Origin of the sequence: Photobacterium sp. TLY01, assembly GCF_021432065.1 — a bacterium.
GTDB classification, from domain to species: domain Bacteria; phylum Pseudomonadota; class Gammaproteobacteria; order Enterobacterales; family Vibrionaceae; genus Photobacterium; species Photobacterium halotolerans_A.
In genome coordinates this window covers 1,220,561-1,247,544 of the sequence record NZ_CP090364.1, presented here as the reverse complement: position 1 = coordinate 1,247,544, position 26,984 = coordinate 1,220,561, and the positions used below count along the sequence as shown (strand labels likewise).

The following is a 26,984-nucleotide window of genomic DNA, read 5'->3' as shown; positions in this document are numbered from 1 at the left end:
AAACGCATGAATTTAAAGAAAATTAACGAATACCCGAAATACTGGGCGGAATGCTATGGAACAGCGCCGTTTCTGCCGACTACGCGTGAAGAAATGGACGCGTTAGGCTGGGATAGCTGTGACATTATCATTGTGACCGGTGATGCGTACGTCGATCACCCGAGCTTTGGTATGGCGGTGATCGGTCGGGTACTGGAAGCTCAGGGGTTCCGTGTCGGGATTATCGCTCAGCCCGAGTGGAACAATAAAGATGCCTTTATGGCGCTGGGTCAGCCGAACCTGTATTTCGGGATTACGGCCGGCAACATGGACTCGATGATCAACCGTTATACGGCGGATCGCAAGCTGCGCCATGATGATGCCTATACCCCGGACAATGTTGGCGGCAAGCGCCCTGACCGTGCTGTGCTGGTGTATTCGCAGCGTTGCCGTGAAGCCTATAAAGACACCCCGATTGTATTGGGTGGCATTGAAGCCAGTCTGCGCCGTCTGGCACATTATGATTACTGGTCTGATAAAGTGCGCCGTTCCGTGCTGTTTGATGCCAAAGCGGACATCCTGCTGTTCGGTAATGCCGAGCGGGCACTGGTGGAAGTGTCGCACCGCATTGCCAGCGGCGAAGACATCAGCACTATGACAGACATTGCGGGTACGGCGGTGATCCTGAAAGAAGCACCTGCCCATTATAAAATTATCGATTCCACCCGCATCGATAAGCCGGGCAAATCTATGGTGATGCCTAATCCTTATGCCACGGAAGAAGTCTGCGAGACCAATAAATCCAAAGCCGAGGCTGAGCCGGTGAAAGCTCAGACGGTGCAGATTCAGCCGTCACGTCACGACGCCTTTACCAGCGCCGTGCGTTTGCCTTCTTACGAGAAACTGCGCAACGACCGCATTTTGTACGCCCATGCCAGCCGTGTGATGCACCTGGAAGCCAACCCTTATTCTGCCCGTGCGCTGATCCAGCTGCATGGCGACCGTGAATTATGGGTGAACAAGCCGCCTATCCCGCTCACCACCGAAGAAATGGACTTTGTGTTTGGTCTGTCGTACGCGCGGGTGCCGCACCCTTCCTACGGTAAAGCCAAGATCCCGGCTTATGACATGATCAAGACCAGTGTCAACATCATGCGTGGCTGTTTTGGTGGCTGTTCTTTCTGCTCGATTACCGAGCACGAAGGCCGGATTATTCAAAACCGCTCTCACGAGTCGATTTTGCAGGAACTGGAAGACATCCGCGACAAAGTACCCGGTTTTACCGGCACCATTTCCGATTTGGGCGGCCCGACGGCGAACATGTACCGCCTGGGTTGTTCCGATCCGCGCGCCGAGAAGAACTGCCGTCGTCCGTCGTGCATCTTCCCGAAAATCTGTGAGAAGCTGGATACCGACCACAAACACACCATAGATCTTTACCGTAAAGCCCGCGAAGTGAAAGGGATCAAGAAGGTGATGATCGCTTCGGGTGTGCGTTACGATCTGGCTATCGAGTCGCCGGAGTACATTAAAGAGCTGGTGACCCACCATGTGGGTGGTTATCTGAAAATCGCGCCGGAGCATACTGAGAAAGGCACGCTGGATCTGATGATGAAGCCGGGCATGGGCACCTATGACCGCTTCAAAGAGCTGTTTGAAAAATACAGCGCCGAAGCCGGCAAGAAACAGTATCTGATCCCGTATTTTATTTCGGCCCATCCGGGTTCAACCGATGATGATATGCTGCATCTGGCCTTGTGGCTCAAGAAAAATGATTACCAGTGCGATCAGGTACAAAACTTCTATCCGTCGCCTATGTGTAATGCCACCGCCATGTATCACTCAGAAACGAACCCGCTCAAGCGTGTGAAGTATAAGCAGCGTGAAGATTTGTTTGTGGCCAAAGGCGAGCGTCAGCGCCGTCTGCATAAAGCCTTGCTGCGCTATCATGATCCGGCCAACTGGCCGCTGATCCGTGAAGCCTTGATCAGCATGGGTAAAAAACACCTGATCGGTGACCGAGCCGATTGTCTGGTGCCTGCCGAAGGCAGCGAAGCGGCCCTGACGCCAGCGACCCGTCGCGGTTCAAGCCGTCACGGTGCCAAGCGTTTCGCCACCAAGCACCCGAATCAGCCGGATATCCGTAAAGACGGAACGACGCAACGCAAGGGTTCTGGTAAACCCAAAACCCATAGCGGCAGCAGTGCTCAGGGTTCAGGTAAACCACAAGGTGCCGGCAAACGCCCGTCATCGCCGGGTAAACCACAGTCTCGCGGTAAACCCTCCGCAAAACGTGGCGCTCGAGCCTGATAAGGCTTTAGTGAACGGATAACAAAAAGGCAAGAGCCATGCTCTTGCCTTTTTTATTCCAGGGGGAAAACCGGAGGAAAGCGTTACTAAGCGACGACTTTCTCTGCCGTTACTGCCGCCTTGCTTTCACTCATGAAGCTCTCATGCAGCGCACAGATTGCCCCGTGATAATCGCTGTCTTTCACCACAAACTGCACATCAACATTACGCAGCGAGGCATGGGCCGCTTTCGGGCTGATATCTTTATCGAGCAGGGCCAAGACACCCTGACTCATGGTTTTATTGGTATCGATAGCCGAACCAATAACCGAAATCAGCGCCACCATTTTTCCGGTGATCTTGGCCTTCGGATAACGCTTCTCCGCTTTGGACAATACCTTGTTCTGGCTTGATGTGCTGCCATCCAGGTAGTAAGTCACCGAGTTGGCGTTCATCTCTTTACTGATCAGCTGGACGTTCTCTTCGCGGATGATTTCCATCAGCTCATAGCTGACGTCTTCCACCTGGCCGACCATAGCCTGGTCAAACAGATGCAGCGCAAAAACCTTATCCCGACCGGCAATAATCTCGGCTTTACCCGTATTGGGCTGATAATGCTGAGAAATCAAAGTGCCCGGGTGTTCAGGTTCAAAGGTATTTTTCACCGCCAGCTCAATGCCGGCACGACGAAGCCCTGAAGCCGCGTTGGGATGAATTGCTTCCATACCCAGGTTGGCCAGCTGGTCAGCCACATCATAGTTACTTTTTCCAATCGGGCGGACATGCTCAGGGCCAACGATACGGGGATCAGCACTGCTCAGGTGATATTCTTTGTGGATCACCGCGCGGCTTGCCTTGCTCAATACCGCCAGACGGCTGAATGTCATCTCACTGTAACCACGATCATAGGTCTTCATCAGACCTTCATCGCAGTACACATAGCCGGTCACGATAGGCAGTTCTTTGCTCAGATCGATATCTTTAATGGCATCGAGAATCACCGCATCCAGATCGCCCTGGACATTGTTCTCGGCGCCCCAGCCCGACAGATCGACAAAGCGAGAATTAATACCCAGGTTATTCAACATCAGCGTGGTATTAAAGGCAGAATGCGCTTCACCAATAGAAGACAGAAACTCGCGAATTTGCGGCAAATAGCTGGTCAGGGAAAACTGTCCGTACTGACAGGTTTCCAGAATATTTTCGATACAGGTAATGGCGTTCGCAATACGCTCTTTGACAAAATTATCGGCACGGTTACGACAGAACAGCTCAGGGAACATGGTGTCGTTAATCAGCAGCATACGCTGCTCCAGTGCTTTTAATTTCTCGCGCCACACATCGTTGCGTTCTGCAATGTAGCGGAAGATGCCCGGTTCACCGGTTCGCTTGCATTCCAACAGTGCGTCAGTGATACCGCCGTAGGCCGAAACAACAAACATACGTTGATAAGGATTGTCTGGATAGAGCAGGATATTGTCCATTACCGCATCGAACGCAGACATGGAAGTACCGCCAATCTTTTCAACGGTATGAGTCATGGTAACTCCTTTTATTTTCATCAGCGCAGCAAGAGTGCCGGGCTTGATGGTGTTGAAAGGCGGTTTGCACCGCCTTCCGGTAACCCTCAGGTTGATATCGCAAGGAGGGTTAATCACTTGCGTCAATACAGCTGTGATTATTCGGCTGCTGGGTAAACACCGTCTTTGTCGTGGACTTCCATGCCCGTCAGTGGCGGGTTGAAAACACAAGCCATCACCATATCGACACCTTTGTTGGCGCGCAGCTGGTGTTCATCATGCTTGTCCAGCACATACAAGGTGCCTGGCTTGATCTGGTAAGTCTTGCCATCGGCAGTGGTCTGGATTTCCCCTTCACCCGATACGCAATACACAGATTCCAGATGGTTCTTGTAATGAATGTGTGTATCGGTATTGGCAAAGATAGTAGTGATGTGGAACGAGAAGCCCATGTTGTCATCACGCAGCAACATGCGGACACTTTCCCAGTTACCGTTTTCAGCCACGACCCGGCGTTCGCTGTTCTGGCACTCTTCAAGGGTGCGTACAATCATTCTTATTCTCCTTAAGACGCTTTCTTCATGCTGGATTTTGCAAACTCGGCCACCGCTTTTTCAAAGATGTGCAGGCCTTTTTCCAGTTCTGCTTCACTGATAGTCAGCGGGCAGAAGAACTTCAGCACTTCATCATCCGGACCAGCGGTTTCGATAATCATGCCGTTTTCAAAACACAGCTTACCGATTGCACCCGCAAATTCGCCATCGTGACAGGCAATACCCTGCATCAGACCGCGGCCTTTAATTTTTTCAAATACCGCCGGGTACTGTTTGAGTACTTTTTGTAATGTAACGTTCAGCTGGGCAGCGCGTGCGTTGATGTGCTGCTCAAACTCGTCGTTGTGCCAGTAGGCTTCAATCGCAACAGCGGCTGTCACAAATGCGTGGTTATTACCACGGAAGGTGCCGTTGTGCTCACCTGGCAGCCACTTGTCCAGTTCCGGTTTCAGCAGTACGACCGCCATTGGCAAACCGTAACCACCGATAGATTTAGACAGGGTCACCATATCCGGTTTGATACCAGACGGCTCAAAGCTGAAGAAAGTACCGGTACGGCCACAACCCGCCTGAATGTCATCGACAATCAGCAGAATGTCGTGACGTTTACAGATAGCGCTCAGGCGCTGTAACCATTCGTTGGAAGCCGCGTTCAGACCACCCTCACCCTGTACGGTTTCGAGGATGACAGCCGCCGGTTTATCCAGGCCGCTGGAGTTATCAGTCAACATAGCTTCGAACAGTGCCAGACCATCCAGGTCGGCGTAACCTTCGTATGGCAGACGGGTGACACCGCTCAGTGCCATACCCGCACCACCACGGTGATGCTGGTTACCAGTTGCCGCCAGTGCACCGTAAGACACACCGTGGAAGCCATTGGTGAAGGCAACGATGTTCTGGCGTCCTTTTACTTTACGCGCCAGTTTCAGCGCGGCTTCAACGGCGTTAGTGCCTGTTGGGCCGGTAAACTGTACTTTGTAGTCCAGACCACGAGGGGTCAGGATGTAATTTTTCAGGTTTTCAAGAAATGTCGCTTTTGCTTCGGAATGCATATCCAAACCGTGCGTCAGGCCATCTTGATCGATGTAATCCATCAGTGCTTTTTTCAGCACCGGGTTATTATGGCCATAGTTCAACGCACCAGCGCCTGCCAGGAAATCCAGGTAACGCTCACCTTCGCTGGTGTTCAACCAGCAGCCCTTTGCGGATGAGAACACCACCGGGAAGTTTTTGGCGTAACATTGAACATTTGATTCCTGCGCATTAAAGATATTCATGACTTATCCTGTTTTGTCGTGATTTATTGTTTAAGTGGAATGCGATAGAGATATTCCGAGTCGTGTTCACCGTCGAAATGCTTCTCTTCATCAAGGAACAGCGAGACTTCACCTAAGTTACCGTTCGCCTGATCCACCTTCTTAAACAACGCCCAAGAGGCTTTATTGAGGCGGGTGATGGTTGTTTCGATACAGCGAATATCGCTGAGATCATCACGCGCCAGCAGTTGTTGAATCATCTTGAAAGCGAGCCCTTTACCACGCGCCTTCTCGCCGACAGCAACCTGCCAAATAAACAGAGTATTTTCCTTTTCAGGGACTCTGTAAGCCGAGACAAACCCTGCCATCTCACCGTCTGATTCAGCAACAATACATGTGTCTTTGAAGTGAGTGGTCTGCAGGAAATTGCAGTAAGAGGAGTTGGTGTCTAATGGGGGACAAGATTCGATCAGTGAATGCACTCGATTACCATCTGTTCGTTCCGGTTTTCGAAAAACAAACTCTTCCTGAGTCTTAGTCGATGTTTCTGGGGCTAATGCCCATGGTGCCATTGTAATCATTGGTCGCCACATTGTTTAGTGCTCTAATGAATTCAAAAACAATTATAGGGACTGAAACGATAAGATCAACCCTAATATTTTTAGCAACCTACTGATTGTCACGATAAGGTATTGATATTTAAATGGTTAATACTGAAAAATGATTACAAAGCTAATAATTACAGAACTAATCATATTACTGTCATTAAAGCGACATCAAACCGCGATAAGTGAGATCTGCAGGCCAGAAATGTTCAGTTCAGTTGTGGGAAAAGAAGAGAATGACGTTTCAAGCCGCTGTCGTCAGACTCAGCGACTTGACGTAAAGAAGGAAGAAAAATGAAGAATCCGTTGTCGCAGACATTACCTGGCAAGTTCCATTGCCATAAAAGCAGCAATCGCAATAATGGCAGAGATCACTATGCCAATATACAGCTTTTTCTGATGCCGCTCGTCCAAAAACCGAGCCATGACTACTGCCGCTGCAATCAGCAGGATTATCACTACAAATTTAAGCATGCCTCCCCCTGTAGGTGTCTGTAAATCGCCTGGTTGTTATAACAAGCATATGTCCGTGTCAGAAATTCACTGCCAACTCTTCAACTTAGCACCAATTACGACATCAGGCTGTTACTGCTTCCGTTTCTGTTCCGATTAAACACATATCTGCACTGAGAACCTGGTTTTTACCCTGGGATTTCGCCTGATACAGTGCCCTGTCTGCAGACGAGATAGTCGATTCCATTCCCTGACGCAAAGGAGCAAAACCAATGCTGACGGTAATGGCAAAGGATCTGCCTTCATGAACCGTAATAAGGCTACCCTCTACCTTTGCACGGAAATCATCCAATGTCTTGAGGGCGGTTTCTTGGTCAGGTGCTTCCATTAACACCGCAAACTCTTCCCCGCCATACCGACACAAAACAGCTTGTGGCGGAAAGCTGCGTTTCATCTGACTTGCGACGTTCAGAATGACTTGATCGCCAAGCAAATGGCCATAAGTATCATTGACTGATTTAAAGTCGTCCACATCAATCATGGCCAGAAAGTAACCCGTGGCCCCGTCTGTCAGCTTCTGCTCCATATGCTGACGGAGACTGTTTTTATTTTTCAGCCCTGTCATTTGATCTTCGCTGCGTATGTGCTGCGTCAGCAGTAACTGGTTCAATGCACTGAGCGTATAATTGGCAATCATTTTCGCGAAAAACGGATAAGCCAAACCGGGCTGACAAATATACAACACCCCAATCAACCGGCTGCCCGCCTGCTGACTGTCATCCGCCCTGGCACTGTTCACTAAAGGCAGCCGGATGCAGGGCTCGCTCGGCGCAATCAGACGGACGATCTCATCCTGTTCGGGCCTGCAGAACCGGCCAAGTTGCTGGCAACCGGCAATACGACAGAGTAAATCTGCCGGCACATCGGCCCGTATATGATGATATGCCTCCTCCAGCAGCCCTTCTCTGGTATTCATCACGAAAAGATAGATTCGGCTGCTCCCCATAGTATCGTTCAATAACGCCGACAACTGCTCGTGCAGCTCATCAAATTCCTGCGCTTCAATGAGCTGCCCTCCGACCTGATGAACACGGGTATGCAGGTAACCTGCCAGCAAAATAATAAAAACGACGGTCATCAAGGCGCCACCCACAACGCCAATTCTTAAGGCATTGGCCGCAATTTCACTGTTATTGGTCCCCGACAACAGCACCCAGTTAAACCGGTTATGGGTATCGTAAACACTGAATTTATACTGATTGTCGTACTGGTAAGAAGGGATACTGCCCTGAGCCTCGCCGGCCAACACTTGAGTCAGCAGCTCAGGGTTGATACTGACAGAGTCTACACCCAATCGCGCTTTGTCGGGGTGAATCACAACCCTGCTTGTCTTCGGCTCAATCGCATACAAATAACCGTTCTTCATCGTTTTCAGACCGGAGAGATCATCCGACATCGCACCAGCATCAAACTCAATCATGATCCGGACATCATTCTTTCCGGGTAACGTCAGTTTTGAAACCAAGGCAACACACCACTTTTTAGTGCTGTTACTGTGGTACAGATCCGACAGAAAAATATCGCCGGATTGTTGTTTATCAGAATACCAGGGCCGGCGCTTTACCCGCTCGTCAATTCCTGACAGGTGAAATCCGTCTGTGCCGTAATAATCTGAATCGACCAGTAAACCGATCTCCAGAAATTTATTCTGGTTGTTGACCACATAGTTCGCCGCATCAAGAAATGCAGGAATATTCTCTGCTCCTTTCAGGATCGCGGATAATAAAAATAATTGATTCGTTGCCGCAATATAATTCTGGTCTAAGTATTTTTTCGCCACATTCAAATTCGCCTGTGCCTGTGAATAGGCACTATCCCGGATGGCGCGATAATCCGAATAGCCTAAATACACCAGCGCCGACACCAGCAGAACGAGCAATGGCAGAACCATTTTAATCAAATACTTAGGCTTAAATTCCATTGATAATATCTGTTCAATAAAACATGGGGCAAAATCTGAGTGAGCGTGATTATATCTTAATCAACAAAGGCATGTCGCAACCTAATTGTCAGAGCGCGCATGCCGTAACATGTTACAGCCGATTCATTGCCATCAAGGCGTCACTGATACGACACCCAAATGTCATATAAGAAAATTAGTCTTATTTCTGACACTGATACCTTGCTCTAAGGGTTAAATCGACTATGGGAAAACATACCTACCGTACACTCTGGTTATCAGATATCCACTTGGGAAACAGGGATTGTAAAGTCGACTATCTGCTTGATTTTTTATCCCGCTATCAGGCAGACACCCTCATTCTGGTTGGTGACATCGTTGACCTCTGGTCGCTGAAATCGCGGTTTCACTGGCCGGAAAGCCACACCAGAGCCGTCCGTCTGTTACTGGAACGTGCGGATCAGGGCTGCCGGATCATCTATATACCGGGGAATCACGACGAAGCCATCCGCAAATTTATTCACTTTAATCTTGGCCATGTTGAACTGGCACACAAATACATCCATACCAGCGCAAACGGAAAGCGTATTCTTGCTCTTCACGGTGATGAGTTCGACAGCATGGTTTGCCACAGCAAGCTGACGTCTTTACTGGGCGATGCCGGGTACGACTTCCTCTTGTTCCTGAACCGCTGGCTGAACAGCTACCGCCGCTTCACCCGGCAACCTTACTGGTCGCTGGCCAGTTACCTGAAAAGCAAAGTTGAAAAAGCCAATCTGGCGATTGCCAGATTCCGCCATGCCGCTGTCACGATGGCCAAACACAAAGACGTGGACGCCATTGTCTGCGGTCATATCCACCATCCGGAAATTACTGAACAGGACGGCATTTTATACCTCAATGACGGGGACTGGATCGAAAACTGCACCTTTCTGGCCGAGCACCACGACGGCGTGATTGAGCTGATACGCTGGACAGAGCAGGCCGAATGCCTCGACAGCTCAACGCTGTTTCAGGTCAATCCTCAGATCACCCCCCTGTTTGATACAGAGAAACAAAAAGAAAAAGTGGCGTAAAAAAACGGCGGAGGCCTGAGCGCTCCGCCGTCACAGTCTGTCTGACAAACAGCCGGTTATCAGGCTGTACTCACCAAACGTAATAACACCTGCACCGGGTGCTTCATCTTAATGTGCTCAAAACGCTTAACCTGGCTGCGGCACGAATAGCCGGTTGCCATACAGCGGTCGCCATCCAACTGCGCCAGATTCGGCTGCCAGCTGAGATTAAACACCCCTTTGGACGTTTCCAGCTTATCTTTCTCGTGGCCAAAAGTGCCCGCCATGCCACAACAACCGACAGAAACAGCTTTCATGCTGGCACCGAAGTGACGAAAGATGGCCGCCCACTCTTTTTCCGCGTTTGGCATTTTGGTTTTTTCGGTACAGTGGGCAAACAGATACCACTCACTGTCATTGCGCGGCGCCAGAGGCGCCAGATCACTCAATAATGGCGTCAGCCATTCGTGAGCTGTCATCACTTTGAAATCGCCGCGCTGATCCCCCAGCATTTCATTGTATTCATCGCGATAGCAGAGCACCAAAGCCGGATCAACACCAACCATCGGCATGCCCAGCTCATCCAGCTGATTGAGGAAGTCGGCGGTGTTTTTCGCTGTTTTGGCAAACTGACGCAGGAAACCTTTCACATGCTGCGCCTTGCCGTTGGGTTTAAACGGCACCAGCATAGGTTTCTTGCCCAGTTTTTCGATCAGATGAACAAAATCCCGCACCACTTCCGCATCGTAGTAGCTGGTGAACGGGTCCTGAACAATCAGCACATACTGCTGTCTCTCTTCCTGAGACAAAGCCTGCAGCCACTGCAGATCAAACCGGGTTGCATGGCTGCCCGCCAGTCCCTGCATCAGGGTCGGCACTGACAGTTCAGGCATATCCACATAGCCAAGCACTTTCGCCGTCAAAGATTTTGACCAGCCGGGACGCATCACGGCATTGACGAGTGACGGGGCTTTGGCCATCACCGGCAGATAGCTCTCCACGTAGCCGACCAGGTAGTCTTTGGCAGGACGCTGATAACGACTGTAGTACATATTGATGAAACGCGAGCGGAAACTCGGCACATCCACTTTAATCGGACACTGACTGGCACAGGCTTTACACGCCAGACAGCCGTTCATGGCTTCCATCACTTCGTGCGAATAATCATAGGCTTTACGCTGAGATCCGAAGGTATTGCGGAAGCGATCGATGATTTGCTTCACCGACGGCGACTTTTCCATCAGGTCCTGTTCCAGCCTGACCGGATCGACGCCCTGATCAGCCAGCAAACGCAGCCATTCGCGAACCAGTCCGGCCCGGCCTTTCGGCGAGTGACGGCGGTCGGCGCTGACTTTCATCGACGGGCACATGGGTGAGCTGGTGTCGTAGTTAAAACACAAGCCGTTACCGTTGCACTCCATCGCCTGCTTGAAGCTGTCTCTGACTTTGACCGGGATCTGGCGGTCAAAATAGCCCCGTTTCAGGCCATCCACTTTCACCAGTTCGGCATCACTGTCTAATGGGGTACAGATCTTGCCCGGATTCAGCCGGTTGTGCGGGTCAAAGGCGGCTTTAATCCGACGCAGCTCGGTAAACAATTCTTCACCGAAAAACTCAGGTCCGTACTCAGAACGGTAGCCTTTACCGTGCTCGCCCCACATCAGACCGCCGTATTTGGCAACCAGCGCCACCACCTGATCGGAGATTTCCTTCATCATTTTTTCTTGCGCCGGATCGCACATGTCCAGCGCAGGACGCACATGCAATACACCGGCATCGACATGACCAAACATGCCGTAATGCAGCTGTTTCTCATCCAGCAACCGGCGGAACTCAACAATGAAATCGGCCAGATTTTCCGGTGGAACACAGGTATCTTCGGCAAAAGGAATTGGTTTCTGCCAGCCTTTGGCAGCGCCCAACAGACCCACAGCTTTTTTGCGCATGTTGTAGATCTTGTTGATGCTGTCCAGATCCTCACAGACCTGAAAACCGATAATCCCCTGCTGTCCGATTAAGTTTTCCAGGCGCTCGCTCAGTTGCTGCACCTGCTGTTGAACCAACTCGACATCGTTGCCGGCAAACTCAACGATATTGATCCCCTGCATATCCTTACCCGGCACATCAGTGATCAGATCGCTGACGGTATGCCAGACAATATCCTGCCGGGCGAGATTGAGCACTTTTGAATCCACGGTTTCGACCGACAGCGCCTTCGCTTCCACCATCACAGGTGCATTGCGCAGCGCCGCGTCAAAGCTGTCGTATTTAATATTCACCAGCGCCCGGGCTTTAGGGATCGGGGTGATATTGAGTTTAGCTTCGGCGATAAAGGCCAGCGAGCCTTCAGCGCCGCACAGCAGACGTGCCGGATCAAAATGTGTCATTGCATCATTGAACACATTCTTCAGATCGTAACCGGTCAGAAAACGGTTCAGTGGCGGAAATTTATCCAGAATTTGCTGACGCTTCTCGCGGCACACGTTCGCCGCGACACGGATGGCTTCGGCGACCTGACCTTGTTGCTGCCCGATCCGGGCCAGCCCGTCTTGCGACAAAGGCTCGGTATCCAGCACTGAGCCATCCACCAGCACCGCTTTCAGTGCCAGGACGTGATCTGAGGTTTTACCGTATTGCAGCGAGCCCTGACCGGAGGCATCTGTATTGACCATGCCGCCAATGGTTGCGCGATTACTGGTGGATAAATCGGGAGAAAAAAAGAAACCATGCGGGCGCAGTGCGTCATTGAGCTGATCTTTGACCACCCCGGTCTGCACTCTGACCCAGCCTTCCTGCGGATTAATCTCAAGAATCTGATTCATGTGACGCGAGAGGTCAACGACAATGCCCGGGGTCAGTGACTGACCATTCGTTCCGGTGCCGCCGCCACGGGGCGAAAAGCTGACTTGTTGAAAAGCAGGTTGCTGACCCACTTTTCCGACCAGCACCAAGTCATCTACCGATTTCGGAAAGACAACAGCCTGAGGTAATTGCTGATAAATACTATTGTCGGTTGCGACAGCCAGACGGCTGGCATAGGTGCGTTCAACATCGCCGGAAAATCCTGCATTTTCCAGCGCATCCAGATACGACAGTACGATCTCATCGATACTGTTCTCAAACGTCAGTGCGGGTAACATTGCTCTCCTTGTCCAGTATTTAGCGATCCTGCTTTCACTGGCTCCATATTAATCCAGACTATTATGCCTGTTTGATATAATCGTTTGCGCTCACTTTACCGCACTCAAGTCATGAAACAAAGTGTCAGGCACAGCTTACTGACAGGTTTCTGTTTGCTTTAGCCGTGCCCGCCAGAGCGTTATGGGGTCGTTTCCGGGTCAGCCAGTAATTTCAGCATCAAGGATGAGCCAGCGACCAGCCAGACTGCCAGCAAAAATGCACCTGTGGCACGCATGCCCAGCGTGATCAGACTGACCGTGGAGAAACTGGTGATCACGGCAGCAAAGTAAGCAATCGCACCTGAGCCCGCCAGCAATATCAGCGCCACCAGAATATGCCGGAGCACAGACAGATTCAGGCTTCTTTTCGGTAACGCATCCAGGCTGAGAAACACGCCCAGCGAAATGGCAAACAGATAGGTATGTGCAGGCAGCAAGGTTAAACCAGCGGCCAGCCCGGTAAGCACCGTAATACCCAGCCAGATCGCCTTCCCCCGAATGGCGCTCGGAGTGATCAGCCGGGAGAACAGGGCAAGCAGCACAATGCCGATCAGGATGGACGCGAGGGTATCGGAAATAAAATGCACGCCAAACCAGATACGGGCCAGCGCCTGGCCGATGATCAACCCCGTCACCAGCAATAAGCCCCCCCAGGTGCTCAGCCATGACTTCCCAGCACACAGTTTCATCCAGAACATGCCCCAGAGGACAGTTGCTAATAAGGTATGCCCGCTCGGAAAACTGAACCCGTAAGCCGCGCCGTTCTGTAAGGCCGGCACCAGATAAAAGGGACGAGGTACGTAGAAAATCTGTTTCAGACTGGTCGAGACCAAAATGGTGAGCACAGTCGCGGCAAGCAGCTGCAGCATGGCCGTTGGTCCGAATAAGGCGGCGATAACAGCCACAAGCAAGAACACGAACCAGTATTCACCGGACAAATTCAGCAGCCACATCATGCTGTCCAGCACAGATTTTGCGGCATCCGGCAGGTGATTAGCCCAGTCCTTAAAGGCTTTGATCACAATCAGTTCGGTCTGATGTAATGCGCTTGCCCGGGCACTGATATCGGTATAAAACTCAACCTCACTTTCCGGCGTTTCAAGCATCCACTGATATAAGTAGGGTGTATCTTCGGGAAAGCGATACTCAGTGTCCTGTACAGACAAGGGTGAGACCAGGTAGACCGCTTTAATTTCCCGGCTGAAATCCGCCGCGTGCCAGGCTGCTATCTGCTGGCGCGGCTCCTTTGCTTCTTGCTTTGCGACCAGAATCGGCTGTGTTGTCACACAGGCAAAAATGGCGGCTCTGCCCCGGTATTGCAACAGCTTGACCACTTCAACATTCAAGCCGGTTTCTTCCAGTGCTTCTCTGCGGGCAGCCTCACTGGCCGTGTCCAGATTGTCAATATAACCGCCCGGGATAGACAGCTTCTGAGAAATCACCTCAGACACCATCACCATCTGCTTGCCATGCCGGATAACACAAGCAGCCCCGACCAGATTGGCAGGCTGTTCACTGTGCGGATCAACAGAAATGGCGCGCTGGCTGTGTGCTTCTTCGGCATGCAGATTCCACGAAAGAAAAGCAATAAGAGAAGTGAACACGGCAAGCGCGAGCATGATTAAAGCCGACGGAAAAAGACCACGCTGTCTGATCACTGAAAACCTTTCATTTTAAAACAATTACCTGTGGCAAGTTTATCAATATGAAGGATATGCCACCATGATTTACCCATCAATTATGATGTTATGTTACTGTCATTTTATCGCTTCAGATTTCAAGAGCTTTACGGCAACGTGAGAAATTTCCACAACAGGTCACAGACCATCAGCCAGTGAGACCATGATGACTCAAACGATACCAGCGGTACTGGCACCGGATTATTACCGCCACAATTTTGATCTCCTGCTAAGCGCTGTCCGCCAGCAATATCATGACCTGTTGAGTCATGCCGAACATGCATGGCTAAGGGCTTACTTCCTGCTGACACCGGATGCCAGGCAGCTGTACATCCGGATGTTGTCCCGCAAAGGCCGCTACTTTCGTGTCAGCAAATTCAGCTACCCTGAAATCCGCGATACCGAAAATGCAATTGAAGAACTGCAGAGCAGGCAATTGATTACCTGTCATCAAGCAAACTGGCCCGTTGATGAACTGTTGGCTTTGTTCACCAAACCTGAGCTGCTCAACCTGTTTAGCGACCAGGATTCTCCTGCGGGACACACGCACCCTCAGGCGTTAAAGCACGCCAGAAAAGCCGAGCTCATCCAAGCCATTCTGGCCCTGTCACCTCCCGTATCAGCTTTGAAAGAGCCCATCGTGCGTGTGGAACACCAAACGCATCTGACGACCTTCTTGCTGCTGTTTTTCGGCAACCAGTATCAGGACTTAAGCCAGTTTGTGCTGGCCGATCTGGGTCTGCATACCTTTGAACACTATCAAATCGACGCGACAACACGGCTGTTTACCCAACGACAACACATACAGGCGTGGTTGTCTCTGGAAGCCTTAGCCGCCGAGTACGAGGCGCTGTCACTGAGCAAAGATACCCGGGCAATGCGCCAGTTCGCCCGTCACCTGCCAGGGCCTGGCGAATGGGCGCCGCTTGAGCGGCTGCGGCAACGCCTGGTCAACCGGGTAGCCCGGGATCTGGAACGTCTGGGTCAGGACGATCTGGCATTGTTTCTGTTCAGCCAGAGCAGACTACCGCCCAGTCGTGAGCGCCGGGTGCGGATCCTGGACAGACTGCAACGCCACCAAACCGCGCTGGCAATCTGCCAGCAGATGCTGGCGGCGCCCTTTAATGAAGAAGAAGCCGAAGTCGGACAACGCCTGGATCTGAAACTCCGCCGTTCCCTCAAGCTGCCTGTCACACCGGTAATCAAAGACAACTTTCTTCAGGAGACCCTCACATTACCGGTCAGCAACGCGCGTGTAGAACTGGCGGTGGCTCATCATTACCAGCAAGCAGGGTGGCAGGTTTACTATACCGAGAATGCCCTGCTGGGCGGATTATTTGGTCTGGCATTCTGGGACATTATTTTTGCCCCGGTTACCGGTGCTTTTCTCAATCCCTTCCAGCGGGCACCTCGTGACATGTACCACAGTGAATTTTCAGAGCGCAGGCGAGACATGCTCACAGCCCGGCTCAATGCCATCCGCACAGGTGGCTGGCACAACTGGCTGAAAGTTTTTCAGCAAAAGCAGGGGATCACAAATGACTGGGTGAACTGGACGATTTTGACACCAGAGCTGATTGCGGAGACCGTATCTTGCTTAAATGGCGAGCAGCTCTATGCGCTGCTGTCACGTCTGTTGTTCGATCCCCGCCATAATCGCAGCGGTCAGCCCGACTTAGTCATGTTCAGAGCCGGACAGATTCAATGGGTCGAAGTGAAGGGTCCGGGTGATACCCTGCAGGCCAATCAGAAACGCTGGCTGCGTCTGTTTCAGCAATTGGGGCTGGATGCGAAAGTGAGCCATGTTGTCTGGCAAATGTGAACTGAGTCAAGGATGGTAAAAATGGCGTCAATTTTCAGAAAACAAAAGGGTTCAAATAGTCGTTTAGTGTGAGTATAAGCTAAGCTCTAATCACAAGAAGTACAGAAAAGTGGGTGGCGATCATGCAAGCGACGAGAACAATCAATAAAGTCCGCTACGGTCGGAAATCCGGGCCCATGACCGCTTACATTTACCGCGATAATCTGGCTGAACTGAACCCTTTTGTGCTCTGGGATCATTTTGACGCCAATGGCATCAAGCAGGAAACCGGGCTCGACTACCACGGGCATTCCGGCATAGAAGCATTCAGCTATCCGGTCACGGGCACCCTGCATCACATCGATTCCTGTGGCTGCACTGTGACCATGCAAACCGGCGATCTTCAGATCATGACATCCGGCAACGGTGTCGTTCACAAAGATACCATGCAGCCGCTGGGCGGCCGCGCTGAATCGTTCGCGCTCTGGACAGCACTGCCGGCCGGGGAGCAGGAAATGGCCGATGCCTCCAGCCAGTACGTTTGCACCCAGAACCTGCCGCTGGTCGAAGAAACCGATGCGACCACCAAGGTACTGATTGGTCAGTACAAAGACGCCACCAGCCCCATCGCTTCCAGTATCCCGGTCACTTACCTGGATATTATGATCTCGCCTTACGGTGGCTGGTACTGGCAGCCGGATGAAGCGCTGGTTGCCGGTTTTGTCTATCTGCGTTCAGGCTCAGTGTATATCGGGGCCAATCAGCTTTATCCGCAGCAAATGGGTATCCTCAAACCGTCCGCATTACCCATCCATATCAAAACCAGCCAGAAAGGGGCCCGCTTGTTTCTGGTCTTGGGTCAGCCGCTCCAACAGCCTCTGCTCAGCTCAGGCGCCTCGGTGCATTCCAATCAGGAAAACATGCATCTGGCCTGTGACAACATCTCCCGGCTCATGGGAAGCAAAGCAGGATCTGAAATCAGTTCCTGAGCAGGCCGCCCTATTCGCGGCCAGCTCTGATGCGGGCTGCGCATGATGATTTAAGCGTTTCTGTGGCCTATCTTGCAGGTGCCGTTTGAATGGAACCACACGGCCTGAGTTTTCTTTCTGGCAATCAGTAAGGGACCGTCATCAAAAAACAGGAAGTTTTTCCAGTTCCGCTTAAACACTGCCCAGGTGGTCTCAATCAGGTTATATTTTTCATAGCAGAAATAGACAGGGGTATTGTCTTCCCAGTCGAGGAAATCGGCCAATGCTTCAGGTAATGCCGGCTCATCGTCATCCCACGCCGCTTGCCACTCGACAGTCTCTGTCCAGTTTTTATCCTCTGCGGCCCAGTCGCCCTTACCGAAGTGATCTGAATCCGGGCTCTGGCTGCTGATAAATTCACGCCATAATGTGGCCGATCGGGCCTGGGTCAAAGGCTGAATCTGTGCCAGATCTTCTGCCGGAACCGGCATAGACGCATGAGTGAAAATCCATTTGCGGGTATAAGTGTTGATGTCGATGTAATGCATTATCTGATTCAGAATAAAGTGAGACCGGGAAATGTACCGCAGATAAGGCTTTGATGCCAGAACCAGGCGATTGATAAGAAAGATTACCAGTCGTCGCTCCCGGCGCCGACAAGGGTCAGATCCCAGCAGGCCTGACCCGGTCATGTCATCACATATTCCGGTTACTTAGCGCTCCAGAAATTGCTGACCCAACCACCTGCCTGATCATCAAAGTGATTGCCACTGAACAGGTGATTCTCTTCGCTATTGGAATCCGCCGCTCTGGATTCCAATAACTGGTGGATATGGTTTGCCATTGGATCTTTGCTGCCTTCAAGCTGCTTTCTTGTTGCAACCTCCTTGATGATTTGCAGCCGATAGACACCATTTGCCTTTTTCATTCTGTCCTCCTGCTCGTGGATTGAACCTGACCTATGCTCACTTTGAACAAGCGATGTACCTCAAGGGCCCATAAAACATAGGTTCCCTTCTCAAAAGCGTCAAATTCCCGACATAAGGTTGTCACATTGGCTTGCTAGGACAGGAAAAATGACTCACCAGAAATCAATCAATTATGCAGCCATCCCGGTTGTTCTCTTGCCAGCTACACTTAACTCTAACGGTAAGCCTCTGAATTTACTGACTGAGAAATGACATAAAAACTTCATCATTCAGATAGGCTGCAAAGACACTTTATCAGGCATGCTTTACCGGAAAACCAGTCACTTACCGGACACAGGTCGCATTCACTGGCGCAGCTGCCTTAAAATAGGTGTCTCATCTGTGGATTGCTTGCACAGTTCAATGCACATCACCAACCAAATTGATTACGCTTAAAGAGGCCTGATCATCCGGCCATGTACATGGGGAGGTTCCGTGAAACGACTTACTCTGTCTGTAATGCTGCCACTTTGCCTGGCATCTTCTCACCTGATGGCTTCCCCGCCCGTTGAGTGGCATCAGTGTGTCAAAACCCTGACCTACGATCTGTTCTACGGTAGCCATAAAATCGGCTATTTTGAACGCAAGTTAAGCTGGCAGAACAACCAGCGTGTTGATATTCAGTCCACCAGCCGCCTGTCGGCCATCGTGGCCAAAACTCATTTTCAGCAACAAACACGGGTTGTCTGGTCTGATGTGAAAGGCTCTTTCCTGACTCAGTCATTCAACCGCAATATCACAGGACTGCTGGACGGCACAACCCGTGGCAGCTTTAATCAGGACGGCACCCGTTCAGACATCACCACCGACGGGGAAAAGCTCAGCTTTGACAGTAATGACCTGCCGTTGCTGGATGTGGAAGCTGTGGCCAGCCAAATGCGGCTGAACCTGATCCAGGGCAAGCAGACTTTTGACTTCAAGATGCAGGAGTCGGACGAAGTGAATCACTACTTTTTCCGGGTTGCAGGTAAAGAAAAGCTCCAGACCAATTACGGTACTGTCGAGACCATCCGGGTTGAGCAAATTAAAAAACCCGACCGGGAAGTCAAACTCTGGTTTTCTCCTGAGCTTGACTATCAGCTGGTTCGCGGAACCTATAAACGCAAGATATTAGATCTCAAAGCCGTGCTGCGTACCAAACGGGAAGTTTGCCCGCAAAGCTACTTCAGCAACAATCTCGATGAGATGACAGTCAGTACCGCGGTCAGTCAGTAATCACCCGCGTTCCAGTGCTATTTCTGGAACGCTTTGCCGCCGATCATTTTAAAAGCAGGCGTGCCACGTATCAGGGTCTCGCGGGCAAAAGTCTGCTCGCAATTCGGGCACTGGCAGGCAGAGCGTGTAAAGTCTTTCACGATCCTTTCTTTGAAACACTTCACCAATGCGCCCTTTCCCCCTTTACGGTACTTAAACAGACGCGTACGGCACTGACTGCAGAAAATCTCAACTGTGGTGTCCGGCCCTTTCTTATTGGGCTTAGCCATGGTTCCGTGCCGGAGAGAGTAAGCGGTCAATCACAGGAAGATGCGCATCCTCCACCCCGGCCAGATTGCCATATTTCGGGGAGTGACGATCATTTTCCAGCGGATGATGCCAGCCGGACGTGGTTTCAATAAACGTCCTGGCAAAGGCGTCGGAAATACTCAGACAACCCGCCAGCACGGTGTCGACGTAGGTCTGCATAATGGGCTGATTCACACAAGGCGGTGCCGGATTGGCTTTCACATACACCCAGACCGGCGCATCAAACTGCAGACTACCGTGATGCGTGATCAAAGAGGGATCGACTTCCACCCGGGTGTATCCCCGCTCCCTGCGGTCGAAATGCGCCAGTGTGTTATCTTCCACTTTCAGCAGCACGCCATTACAGCGACCTTCACCCAGCGAAGCGACCAACGGCGCAATAGCATAACTGCCATCCACTTTCCCCCAGTGGCGCTGTAAGCCCTCAACCACAGCCGGGACAGCCTGCCCTGTCTGCCCGGTCAGTTGACGTGACGCCCGATTGATTAAGCTACCGTAGCCGAAGATAAACATCCTTTCCTCCCTCAAAATTCACCGGATGAACCGCCTGGCAGCCAGGACTGCCTAATAAGGCAAGCCGAAAAAGTGCGAGAAACGCTGCCAGGCTTTCCGCAATGATACCAAATCGCCACGAATAAATCGGATGTCTTTTCCGGGGCGCGCCTGTGCCAGTCGGGGAAGATCGATTCTGGCAACACAGCCCAGCTTTGGATAGCCGCCTAATGTCTGCCGGTCGTTCAGCAGCACAATCGGCTGACCATTGGGCGGGATCTGCACCGCACCCAGCGCAATGCCTTCAGAGACAATGCCCTGCGGGCCGCCGAGTATGGCATTACCTTCCAGACGGCACCCCATCCGGTCACTCTCCGGTTTGACATGATAATGGTTATCGAAAAACTGGTTTCTGGCCTCCGGTGAGAAATAATCCCACTGGGACGAAGCCAACAGATGCAGTTCAATCGGCTTGTCATAATCGGGAATGAAACGAGGCGGGACATAACGCGGACTGTGGCGGACCAGACTGGCCTGAACCGGTAGCTTGTCACCTTTCTGCAGGGGACGTCCTTCAATGCCACCGATTTGATTACGCACCACGGTTGACCGGCTGCCGTGCACGCTGGGGGTATGAATACCGCCCTGAATCGCCAGATAGGCACGCAGCCCCGAACGGGCATAACCCAGTTGCAGCGTCTGTCCTTTTCGCATCACAAAGGTCTTCCAGGCAGACACAGGCTCGCCATCCAGACTGGCCTGCATCTCAGCCCCTGTCAGCGCACATTCCATATCGGCATGGGCTTTGAAGCTGGCCTGACCCAGCGTGATCTCCAGCTGTGCACAGTTCATCGGGTTGCCGAGCAGATAATTGGCCCAGCAGTAGGCATGCATATCCGCCGCCCCGCCCTGGCTGAGACCATAACTGGCAACGCCCAGGCGGCCCGTATCCTGAATTAGCGTCAGCGTGCCTGAGCGGATCACTTCCAGTGTGGCCATATTTTACCTCCGAGCGACTTAAAGGTGGATCGGTCTACAGGTTGAAAGCGGACCTGATCGCCGACATGATACGGGGTCATCGGCTCCTGTTCCGGATTGAATAATGGCTTGGGACAGTTCCCTATGATTTGCCAGCCGCCGGGTGACTGCGCCGGATAAACGGCTGTCTGACGATCGGCGATGCCAACGCTGCCCGGAGCAAGGCTTAATCTGGGTTCGGCATGACGTGGCATGGCAATGGCTTCGTCAACACTGGCAAGAAAGGCAAAACCCGGCGCAAAACCGATAGCACACACGGTGTAAGTTTGTTCGCTGTGCAGTGCAATCACCTGATCCACGCTCAGCCCTTTGGCTTCAGCGAGGGGTAACAGATCCGGGCCAACATCCGGATGATAAAAAACCGGCAGTTCGATCACCTGACCCACAGTCGCGACCGGTTTATCCTGCCATTGGCTGTGACAGAGACTGATCCGTTCCCTGAGCAGACGTTCAGTCACTTTATCCGGGTGAAAATGAATCAGGATAGAGGTATAGGAAGGCACAATCTCGATCAGCTGGTGCGGAAAATCGGCCTGAAGCTGGCTGACCAGCCGCCCGATCAATGGCGTAAGGCTGACGTCAATCTCATCGGCCAGATGAACCATCAGGCCGGTTTCGGAAACCGAATCAAATCGAATCATAGCGCCATCGCCTTTCTGATATCCGCAATGGTCGCGATCGACTCCGGGTTGTCCCCGTGAACGCACAAGGTATCGGCATGCAGCGCAAGCACAGCCCCGCTGTGAGTGGTCACTGTGCCCGACGCCAGTTCAATCGCCTGCTGCCTGATTCTGGCCGGATCATGATGCACCGCGCCCGGCTGACTGCGCGGTACCAGATTCCCTGCCTCATCATATGCCCGGTCGGCAAAGGCTTCAAACAGCAAAGGTACCCCGAATGCCTGGGCAGCGGATTCTGCCACGCTGTTGTCTGCTCTGGCCAGCACCATCAGGCTCAGGGGGGATGGACGCAGCCGGTTCATGGCGGCGATCGCTGCCAGAATGGCGTTCAGCACGTCCGGTTTGGCCATCATGTCGTGATACAGGGCGCCGTGAGGTTTGACATAGGACACGCTGGTGCCATGCAACTGACAGACCGCGTCAAGAGCGCCGGTCTGATAGGCCACCAGATGGGTGATCGCCGCCGGACTGTGCGGAATATGACGCCGGCCAAAACCCGGCTTATCGTCGTAACCCGGGTGCGCGCCGACCATCACCTGATGCTGCACTGCACAGGCCACGGTGTCAGACATAATATCCGGATCAGAAGCATGGAAGCCGCAGGCAATGTTTGCCATATCCACCCAGGGCATAACGGCTTTATCATCGCCCATTTGCCAGCTTCCGTAGCTTTCACCCATATCACAGTTCAGTTTCATGCGAATCCTTAGCACTCGTTGATATCATCATCCTACCTGATTCAATTATAACGAGTTTGTCAAAGATTCACCGCCATTCACCCATAGGTTCTGTGACCCGGCAACCGTTCAGAGGCATGATGGGTGTGATCGCCTGAGCTGACTTCAAACCTGTCGACCATCTGACGCAGCCGGGAAATGGCATTCTGAACCAACACAGTCCGGCGGCTGAGTTGCTGGGACGAACGGGTCAGCAGCTCGGTGGAGTGCTGCGCAGCCTGGGCCGTGTCGTGATGACGTTCGCTGTTTCCTGCCAATTGGTTGATCACCTCAAACATGGCTTCCACCGCTTGCCGCATCTGTTTGTTGCGCTCTCCGGCATCAATCACCACAGTGCTCTGCTCGACATCCCGGATGCCCTGCTCCATCGACTGCACCGCCGCCGCCGATTCAAGGCGCAGTTTCTCCATTAACGAACCAATATGGTTCGCCGCCTCTGACGTGCGGCTTGCCAGCTGGCGTACTTCATCCGCCACCACAGAAAAGCCCCGGCCATGGTCGCCGGCCCTTGCCGCTTCAATTGCTGCATTCAGGGCCAGCAGATTGGTCTGCGCCGTGATGTCGGTGATCAGTTTAACGATATCGCCAATCTGGCTCATTTCGTTATTCACCCCGTTCACACTCTGAGCGGAACGGGCAACCACGCCTTTGATATTATTGGTGTTGGCTAATGCCTGCTGATATTCCTGCTCCGCTTCCACCACCACCAGGTGCATCACATCCTGCATCTGGTGTGCTGATACCGATGCCGAGCTGATATCGCTCTGCTGGCTACCCGCAAGGTTCAGCATTGCTGCAATGGCAGTCGAGGTGTCATTCGCCGCGCCATCCATCCGCTCACAACGGCGAAGCATGGACTCACTGACTTCCCGGACCTCATTGGCCGCGTGGATCATTTCACTGATCACTCCATCCAGATTGTCGATGAAGCTGTTAATCCAGCGCCCCATTTCACCGGTTTCATCGGGTTTAAAGCGTTCGGCATTCAATCGCTGCTGCAGATTTCCGTCACCTTCCGCCAGCGCCTGAATCACTGAAGTCATTTCCTGCATTTGCTTCACCAAAGGACCGGAGGCGGTAAAACGGAACACGAGTAAGCTCAGTATGGCAGTCAGCACGCCTAATCCAGCCTGAGCAATGGGGCCCAGCCCGAAAACAACACTCATCAGCATCGGGAAGAAAATGGCGGCCGCGCTGCACATGAAAAAGGTTTTGCTGAGCCGGTAATGCAAGGATCGGTGGCGGTAAACTTCCTCCAGATCCGCTTCGCACATCATCCCCCAGCGATCCGGCGAACCCGGCAACTGAAATGTCACCCCTTTGCCGATGACAGGAATGTGGCGATAGTCCGAATAGCCGGGATAAGACACGAAGAGATTTTGTCCGTGCCGGATGGTTTCTCTGACGCCGGGATGCAGCTCTCCGGTGGCCGGATCGGTAAATCGGATTTCAAACTCAGTGTGCCGGTTGACCTTCACCGTGCCATACCCGGTGTGAATCCCGGATTTGAGGTTCTCGCCGTGAGAGAAGGTGTCGTCTTCAAACCGGGAGCGTGACAGCGCCGTGCCCGGCAGCAGCTGCGGATCGAACGCAGACTCCACCATAAAAATATAGTTATCGCCCGATTCAGGATAGATATGCCCGGCCTCGCGCTGAATTAAATCACTGATGACATCATTGGGCAGTCTGGCACACAAACATCCCTGCACCTGAGTGGTGCCGTCGGCCAGCTGAACAGTCACCGGCTGATAGAACATCAGGGTCACTGCATCATGAAAAGAAGAAGTGGTGCGGCCCAGTTGTTCTGTGACGGGATCAACATAAGGGCCGTGCAGGAAACGCGCCTGCAGTCCGTGCTGCAACGCCTTTTGCGTCACCCGTGTCTGCCCTTTGTGGCCAGGGTGCGTCGAGCTGCTGATCTGGCCATGGCTGTCCGAGATAAACAACTCAGAGAAGTGCGCCGCCCGGCCTTTGAGTCTGCGCAACGCCTCATCGCGTTCATCCTCGGGTTTAGTGGCCAGATACAAGGCCGCATCCTGCAAAAACAGCCATTGGTTCTCCACCCAGGTTTCCAAAATTCTCACCCGTGTGAGTGCCACACTGGTGAAGGTTTGTTGCAAATCATCCTGACGCTTGCGATTGAGCCAGCAAGCCCGTCGCATAGCCAGTTTTCCCGTACGCCCCCAAACGGGTAACCAATGTTTTTCCTGAGCGGACAAATCCATTGTGCAAACTCCCTGCATCTCGCATTTTATGTGTCGTGTTTGTCGTAACTTATTGTTGTTTATCTCGACTGGCTGCAATTTCAGTGCCACTGCAATGGATTGTCTCAGGCGGGAATTGCGCAATATTTGTACGACCCATGCACCAATCGGGTTCAACCGGGAAAAATGTGCCTCATTCGGGTGCAAGAGGATGACTTGATTACGAAACCAAAAAGATTGCGGAAATAAAAAGGCAGACCAGCTTGGCCTGCCTTGGGTTGATTTCAGGAAGAGACTTGTCTGCTAGAGAAGTTTTGACAGGAACTGCGCCAGCCGTGGATGCTTGGGCGAGTCAAATATGTTCTCAGGCGAATCGCTGACCAGCAACTCACCGTCTTCCATGAACAGCACGCGATCAGCCACTTCACGGGCAAAGCCCATCTCGTGCGTGACCACCACCATGGTCATGCCTTCTGCGGCCAGATCTTTCATCACATCCAGCACCTCGCCGACCATTTCAGGGTCGAGCGCAGAGGTCGGCTCATCAAACAGCATCACGTCCGGCCGCATGGCCAGAGCCCGGGCAATAGCCACCCGTTGTTGCTGGCCACCGGATAGCTGCGACGGATAGACATTCATTTTGTCTGCCAGACCGACCCGCTTGAGCAGTTTTTCGGCTTCCGGCTCTATCTCCGCTTTCGTGCGTCCCCTGACCTTCTGGGGTGCCAGCATCACATTGCCTTTCACCGTTTTATGAGGAAACAGATTAAACGATTGAAAGACCATGCCAACGTTCGCACGCAATTCGTTGATATTGGTGCTTTTGGCGTACATGTTCATACCATCAATCTGAATCTGCCCCGAGGTAATCACTTCCAGCTGGTTGAGCGTACGCAGAAAGGTCGATTTACCCGAGCCTGACGGCCCGATGATGACCACTACCTCGCCACGCTTCACCGTTGCACTGACATCTTTCAGGGCATGGCACAGATTGGGATAAATTTTATTGACCTTGTCGGCGACTATCATGTTGTCGCCCTGATATGTATTAGTCACTGCTCGCCAACCTCTTCTCAATTCGCTGTACGGCCCACGACAGGCTGGTCGTCAGCAGCAGATACAATCCTGCAACCACAAACCACACCTCAAAAGTGGCGAAACTGCCGCTGATCACTTCCCGGCCTGCCTTGGTCAAATCGGTAATCGAAATAACCGACACCAGAGATGAGTCTTTGATCAGCGTAATTAACTGACCCGCCATCGGTGGCAAAGTGCGCTTAAAGGCTTGCGGCAAAATGACATACATCATCGCCTTGGGGTAACTCATCCCCAGTGAGCGGGCCGCTTCCATTTGCCCTGGCGGAATCGACTGAATACCGGCGCGGATAATTTCTGCAATGTAGGCGCCGGTAAAGATAGACAGCGCCACGACACCGGCGGTAAAACGCTCCAGCTCGAAAATGGTGCCCAGGAAAAAGTACACGATGAAAATTTGGACCAGTAAAGGGGTACCACGGATAATTTCAACGTACAGAAAAGCCAGATTTTTGGTCACAGGGTTATGAGATATCCGCATCAACCCTGCCATCAGGCCCAGAATAATGGCGAAGAACAGTGAGAGTACCGAGATTTTCAGAGTCACCCACAAGCCCAGCGTGACCGGACCAATCGTCCATTGCGAGCTGCTGGCAACCACATCGCCTTCAAATACCAGATCGCCTTGCTGGACTGAACGGCTATCATAGGCCGGGATCTGCTGCGGCACATTGTTATAGTCGAGGTTGATGGTGATTGAGTTATCAGCGTTAATCTGAACCGTACCATCACCCTGCGCCCTGAACTCTTTCGGTGTGGTATCCACGATAAATGGCAAGACACGGTGCCATTGCCAGTTGTAATTGATGCTTTGCGAAGCCTGATACAGCCCCGTCATCAGCAGTGCCAGGATGACGACAAATACAGTTTGCCAGAGCCACCGGTTAGACGTCCTAATCATATACTTCTTCCTTAGGCGTGTCGGAATGAGAAAACAGCGGGAATGCA

General features: G+C 52.2%; 23 protein-coding genes. 5 read left to right on the top strand and 18 right to left on the bottom strand.

Features of this window, described 5'->3' with window-relative positions:
- Positions 1-6: 6 nt before the first annotated feature.
- A complete protein-coding gene (locus LN341_RS06200) occupies positions 7-2,289 on the top strand; it encodes a YgiQ family radical SAM protein (RefSeq protein WP_234204426.1) in 2,283 nt (760 codons plus the stop codon).
- 86 nt (positions 2,290-2,375) lie between these two features.
- On the opposite strand, the gene LN341_RS06195 is transcribed toward LN341_RS06200, so the two are convergent.
- The 6 genes from LN341_RS06195 to LN341_RS06170 form a co-directional block, all read right to left on the bottom strand.
- A complete protein-coding gene (locus LN341_RS06195; protein ID WP_234204425.1) occupies positions 2,376-3,809 on the bottom strand; it encodes an aspartate kinase in 1,434 nt (477 codons plus the stop codon).
- A gap of 137 nt (positions 3,810-3,946) precedes the next feature.
- Entirely contained in the window at positions 3,947-4,342 is a 396-nt protein-coding gene (locus tag LN341_RS06190; protein ID WP_046219278.1) for an ectoine synthase, read from the bottom strand.
- Positions 4,343-4,353: 11 nt separating this feature from the next.
- On the bottom strand, positions 4,354-5,619 hold the full coding sequence (gene ectB / locus LN341_RS06185) for a diaminobutyrate--2-oxoglutarate transaminase (RefSeq protein WP_120510542.1): 1,266 nt from the start codon (positions 5,617-5,619) through the stop codon (positions 4,354-4,356).
- A gap of 23 nt (positions 5,620-5,642) precedes the next feature.
- Positions 5,643-6,179 carry a diaminobutyrate acetyltransferase gene (ectA, locus tag LN341_RS06180; RefSeq protein ID WP_027252511.1) on the bottom strand — a complete coding sequence of 179 codons (537 nt, stop codon included), beginning with the start codon at positions 6,177-6,179 and terminating at the stop codon, positions 5,643-5,645.
- Positions 6,180-6,521: 342 nt separating this feature from the next.
- Positions 6,522-6,677, bottom strand: a complete 156-nt coding sequence (locus LN341_RS06175) for a hypothetical protein (RefSeq protein WP_162940910.1) — start codon at positions 6,675-6,677, stop codon at positions 6,522-6,524.
- A 103-nt stretch (positions 6,678-6,780) separates the two neighbouring features.
- Positions 6,781-8,637: a diguanylate cyclase gene (locus LN341_RS06170; protein WP_234204424.1), complete on the bottom strand. Its 1,857-nt coding sequence runs from the start codon at positions 8,635-8,637 to the stop codon at positions 6,781-6,783.
- A gap of 224 nt (positions 8,638-8,861) precedes the next feature.
- Between LN341_RS06170 and LN341_RS06165 the strand changes: the two genes are divergently transcribed.
- Positions 8,862-9,692 carry a UDP-2,3-diacylglucosamine diphosphatase gene (locus LN341_RS06165; protein WP_234204423.1) on the top strand — a complete coding sequence of 277 codons (831 nt, stop codon included), beginning with the start codon at positions 8,862-8,864 and terminating at the stop codon, positions 9,690-9,692.
- A gap of 59 nt (positions 9,693-9,751) precedes the next feature.
- Here LN341_RS06165 and LN341_RS06160 read toward each other — a convergent pair whose 3' ends face one another.
- On the bottom strand, positions 9,752-12,811 hold the full coding sequence (locus LN341_RS06160; protein ID WP_234204422.1) for an FAD-binding and (Fe-S)-binding domain-containing protein: 3,060 nt from the start codon (positions 12,809-12,811) through the stop codon (positions 9,752-9,754).
- Positions 12,812-12,990: 179 nt separating this feature from the next.
- On the bottom strand, positions 12,991-14,508 hold the full coding sequence (locus LN341_RS06155; protein WP_234204421.1) for a phosphatase PAP2 family protein: 1,518 nt from the start codon (positions 14,506-14,508) through the stop codon (positions 12,991-12,993).
- 184 nt (positions 14,509-14,692) lie between these two features.
- Between LN341_RS06155 and LN341_RS06150 the strand changes: the two genes are divergently transcribed.
- Both LN341_RS06150 and LN341_RS06145 read left to right on the top strand, forming a co-directional pair.
- Entirely contained in the window at positions 14,693-16,351 is a 1,659-nt protein-coding gene (locus tag LN341_RS06150) for a VRR-NUC domain-containing protein (protein ID WP_234204420.1), read from the top strand.
- Between the two features lie 176 nt (positions 16,352-16,527).
- Positions 16,528-17,319: a pirin family protein gene (locus tag LN341_RS06145; protein ID WP_234204419.1), complete on the top strand. Its 792-nt coding sequence runs from the start codon at positions 16,528-16,530 to the stop codon at positions 17,317-17,319.
- Between the two features lie 50 nt (positions 17,320-17,369).
- On the opposite strand, the gene LN341_RS06140 is transcribed toward LN341_RS06145, so the two are convergent.
- Both LN341_RS06140 and LN341_RS06135 read right to left on the bottom strand, forming a co-directional pair.
- The gene (locus tag LN341_RS06140; protein WP_046219594.1) at positions 17,370-17,846 is read right to left on the bottom strand and encodes a DUF2947 domain-containing protein; all 477 of its coding nucleotides are present in this window, start codon (positions 17,844-17,846) and stop codon (positions 17,370-17,372) included.
- Between the two features lie 161 nt (positions 17,847-18,007).
- Positions 18,008-18,226 (bottom strand): hypothetical protein, encoded by a 219-nt coding sequence (locus LN341_RS06135; protein ID WP_046219284.1) that lies wholly within the window; start codon positions 18,224-18,226, stop codon positions 18,008-18,010.
- Positions 18,227-18,701: 475 nt separating this feature from the next.
- Between LN341_RS06135 and LN341_RS06130 the strand changes: the two genes are divergently transcribed.
- Positions 18,702-19,481 (top strand): DUF3108 domain-containing protein, encoded by a 780-nt coding sequence (locus tag LN341_RS06130; protein WP_234204418.1) that lies wholly within the window; start codon positions 18,702-18,704, stop codon positions 19,479-19,481.
- 17 nt (positions 19,482-19,498) lie between these two features.
- Here the strand turns inward: LN341_RS06130 and LN341_RS06125 are convergent, their stop codons facing one another.
- The 8 genes from LN341_RS06125 to LN341_RS06090 form a co-directional block, all read right to left on the bottom strand.
- Positions 19,499-19,750, bottom strand: coding sequence for a hypothetical protein (locus LN341_RS06125; RefSeq protein WP_234204417.1), 252 nt, complete (start codon positions 19,748-19,750; stop codon positions 19,499-19,501).
- Positions 19,743-20,303: a gamma-glutamylcyclotransferase family protein gene (locus LN341_RS06120; protein ID WP_234204416.1), complete on the bottom strand. Its 561-nt coding sequence runs from the start codon at positions 20,301-20,303 to the stop codon at positions 19,743-19,745. Before LN341_RS06120 ends, LN341_RS06125 begins: the two co-directional genes overlap by 8 nt.
- A 51-nt stretch (positions 20,304-20,354) precedes the next feature.
- Positions 20,355-21,281 (bottom strand): biotin-dependent carboxyltransferase family protein, encoded by a 927-nt coding sequence (locus tag LN341_RS06115; RefSeq protein WP_234204415.1) that lies wholly within the window; start codon positions 21,279-21,281, stop codon positions 20,355-20,357.
- Positions 21,263-21,961 carry a 5-oxoprolinase subunit PxpB gene (gene pxpB / locus LN341_RS06110; protein WP_234204414.1) on the bottom strand — a complete coding sequence of 233 codons (699 nt, stop codon included), beginning with the start codon at positions 21,959-21,961 and terminating at the stop codon, positions 21,263-21,265. The genes LN341_RS06115 and pxpB overlap by 19 nt, the downstream gene beginning before the upstream one ends.
- Entirely contained in the window at positions 21,958-22,698 is a 741-nt protein-coding gene (locus tag LN341_RS06105; RefSeq protein ID WP_234204413.1) for a 5-oxoprolinase subunit PxpA, read from the bottom strand. Before LN341_RS06105 ends, pxpB begins: the two co-directional genes overlap by 4 nt.
- A 77-nt stretch (positions 22,699-22,775) precedes the next feature.
- Complete coding sequence (locus LN341_RS06100) at positions 22,776-24,962, bottom strand: methyl-accepting chemotaxis protein (RefSeq protein ID WP_234204412.1); 2,187 nt, start codon at positions 24,960-24,962, stop codon at positions 22,776-22,778.
- Between the two features lie 282 nt (positions 24,963-25,244).
- Entirely contained in the window at positions 25,245-25,970 is a 726-nt protein-coding gene (locus LN341_RS06095) for an amino acid ABC transporter ATP-binding protein (RefSeq protein WP_234204936.1), read from the bottom strand.
- Positions 25,971-25,989: 19 nt separating this feature from the next.
- Positions 25,990-26,937, bottom strand: coding sequence for an amino acid ABC transporter permease (locus LN341_RS06090; protein WP_234204411.1), 948 nt, complete (start codon positions 26,935-26,937; stop codon positions 25,990-25,992).
- Between the last annotated feature and the right edge of the window lie 47 nt (positions 26,938-26,984).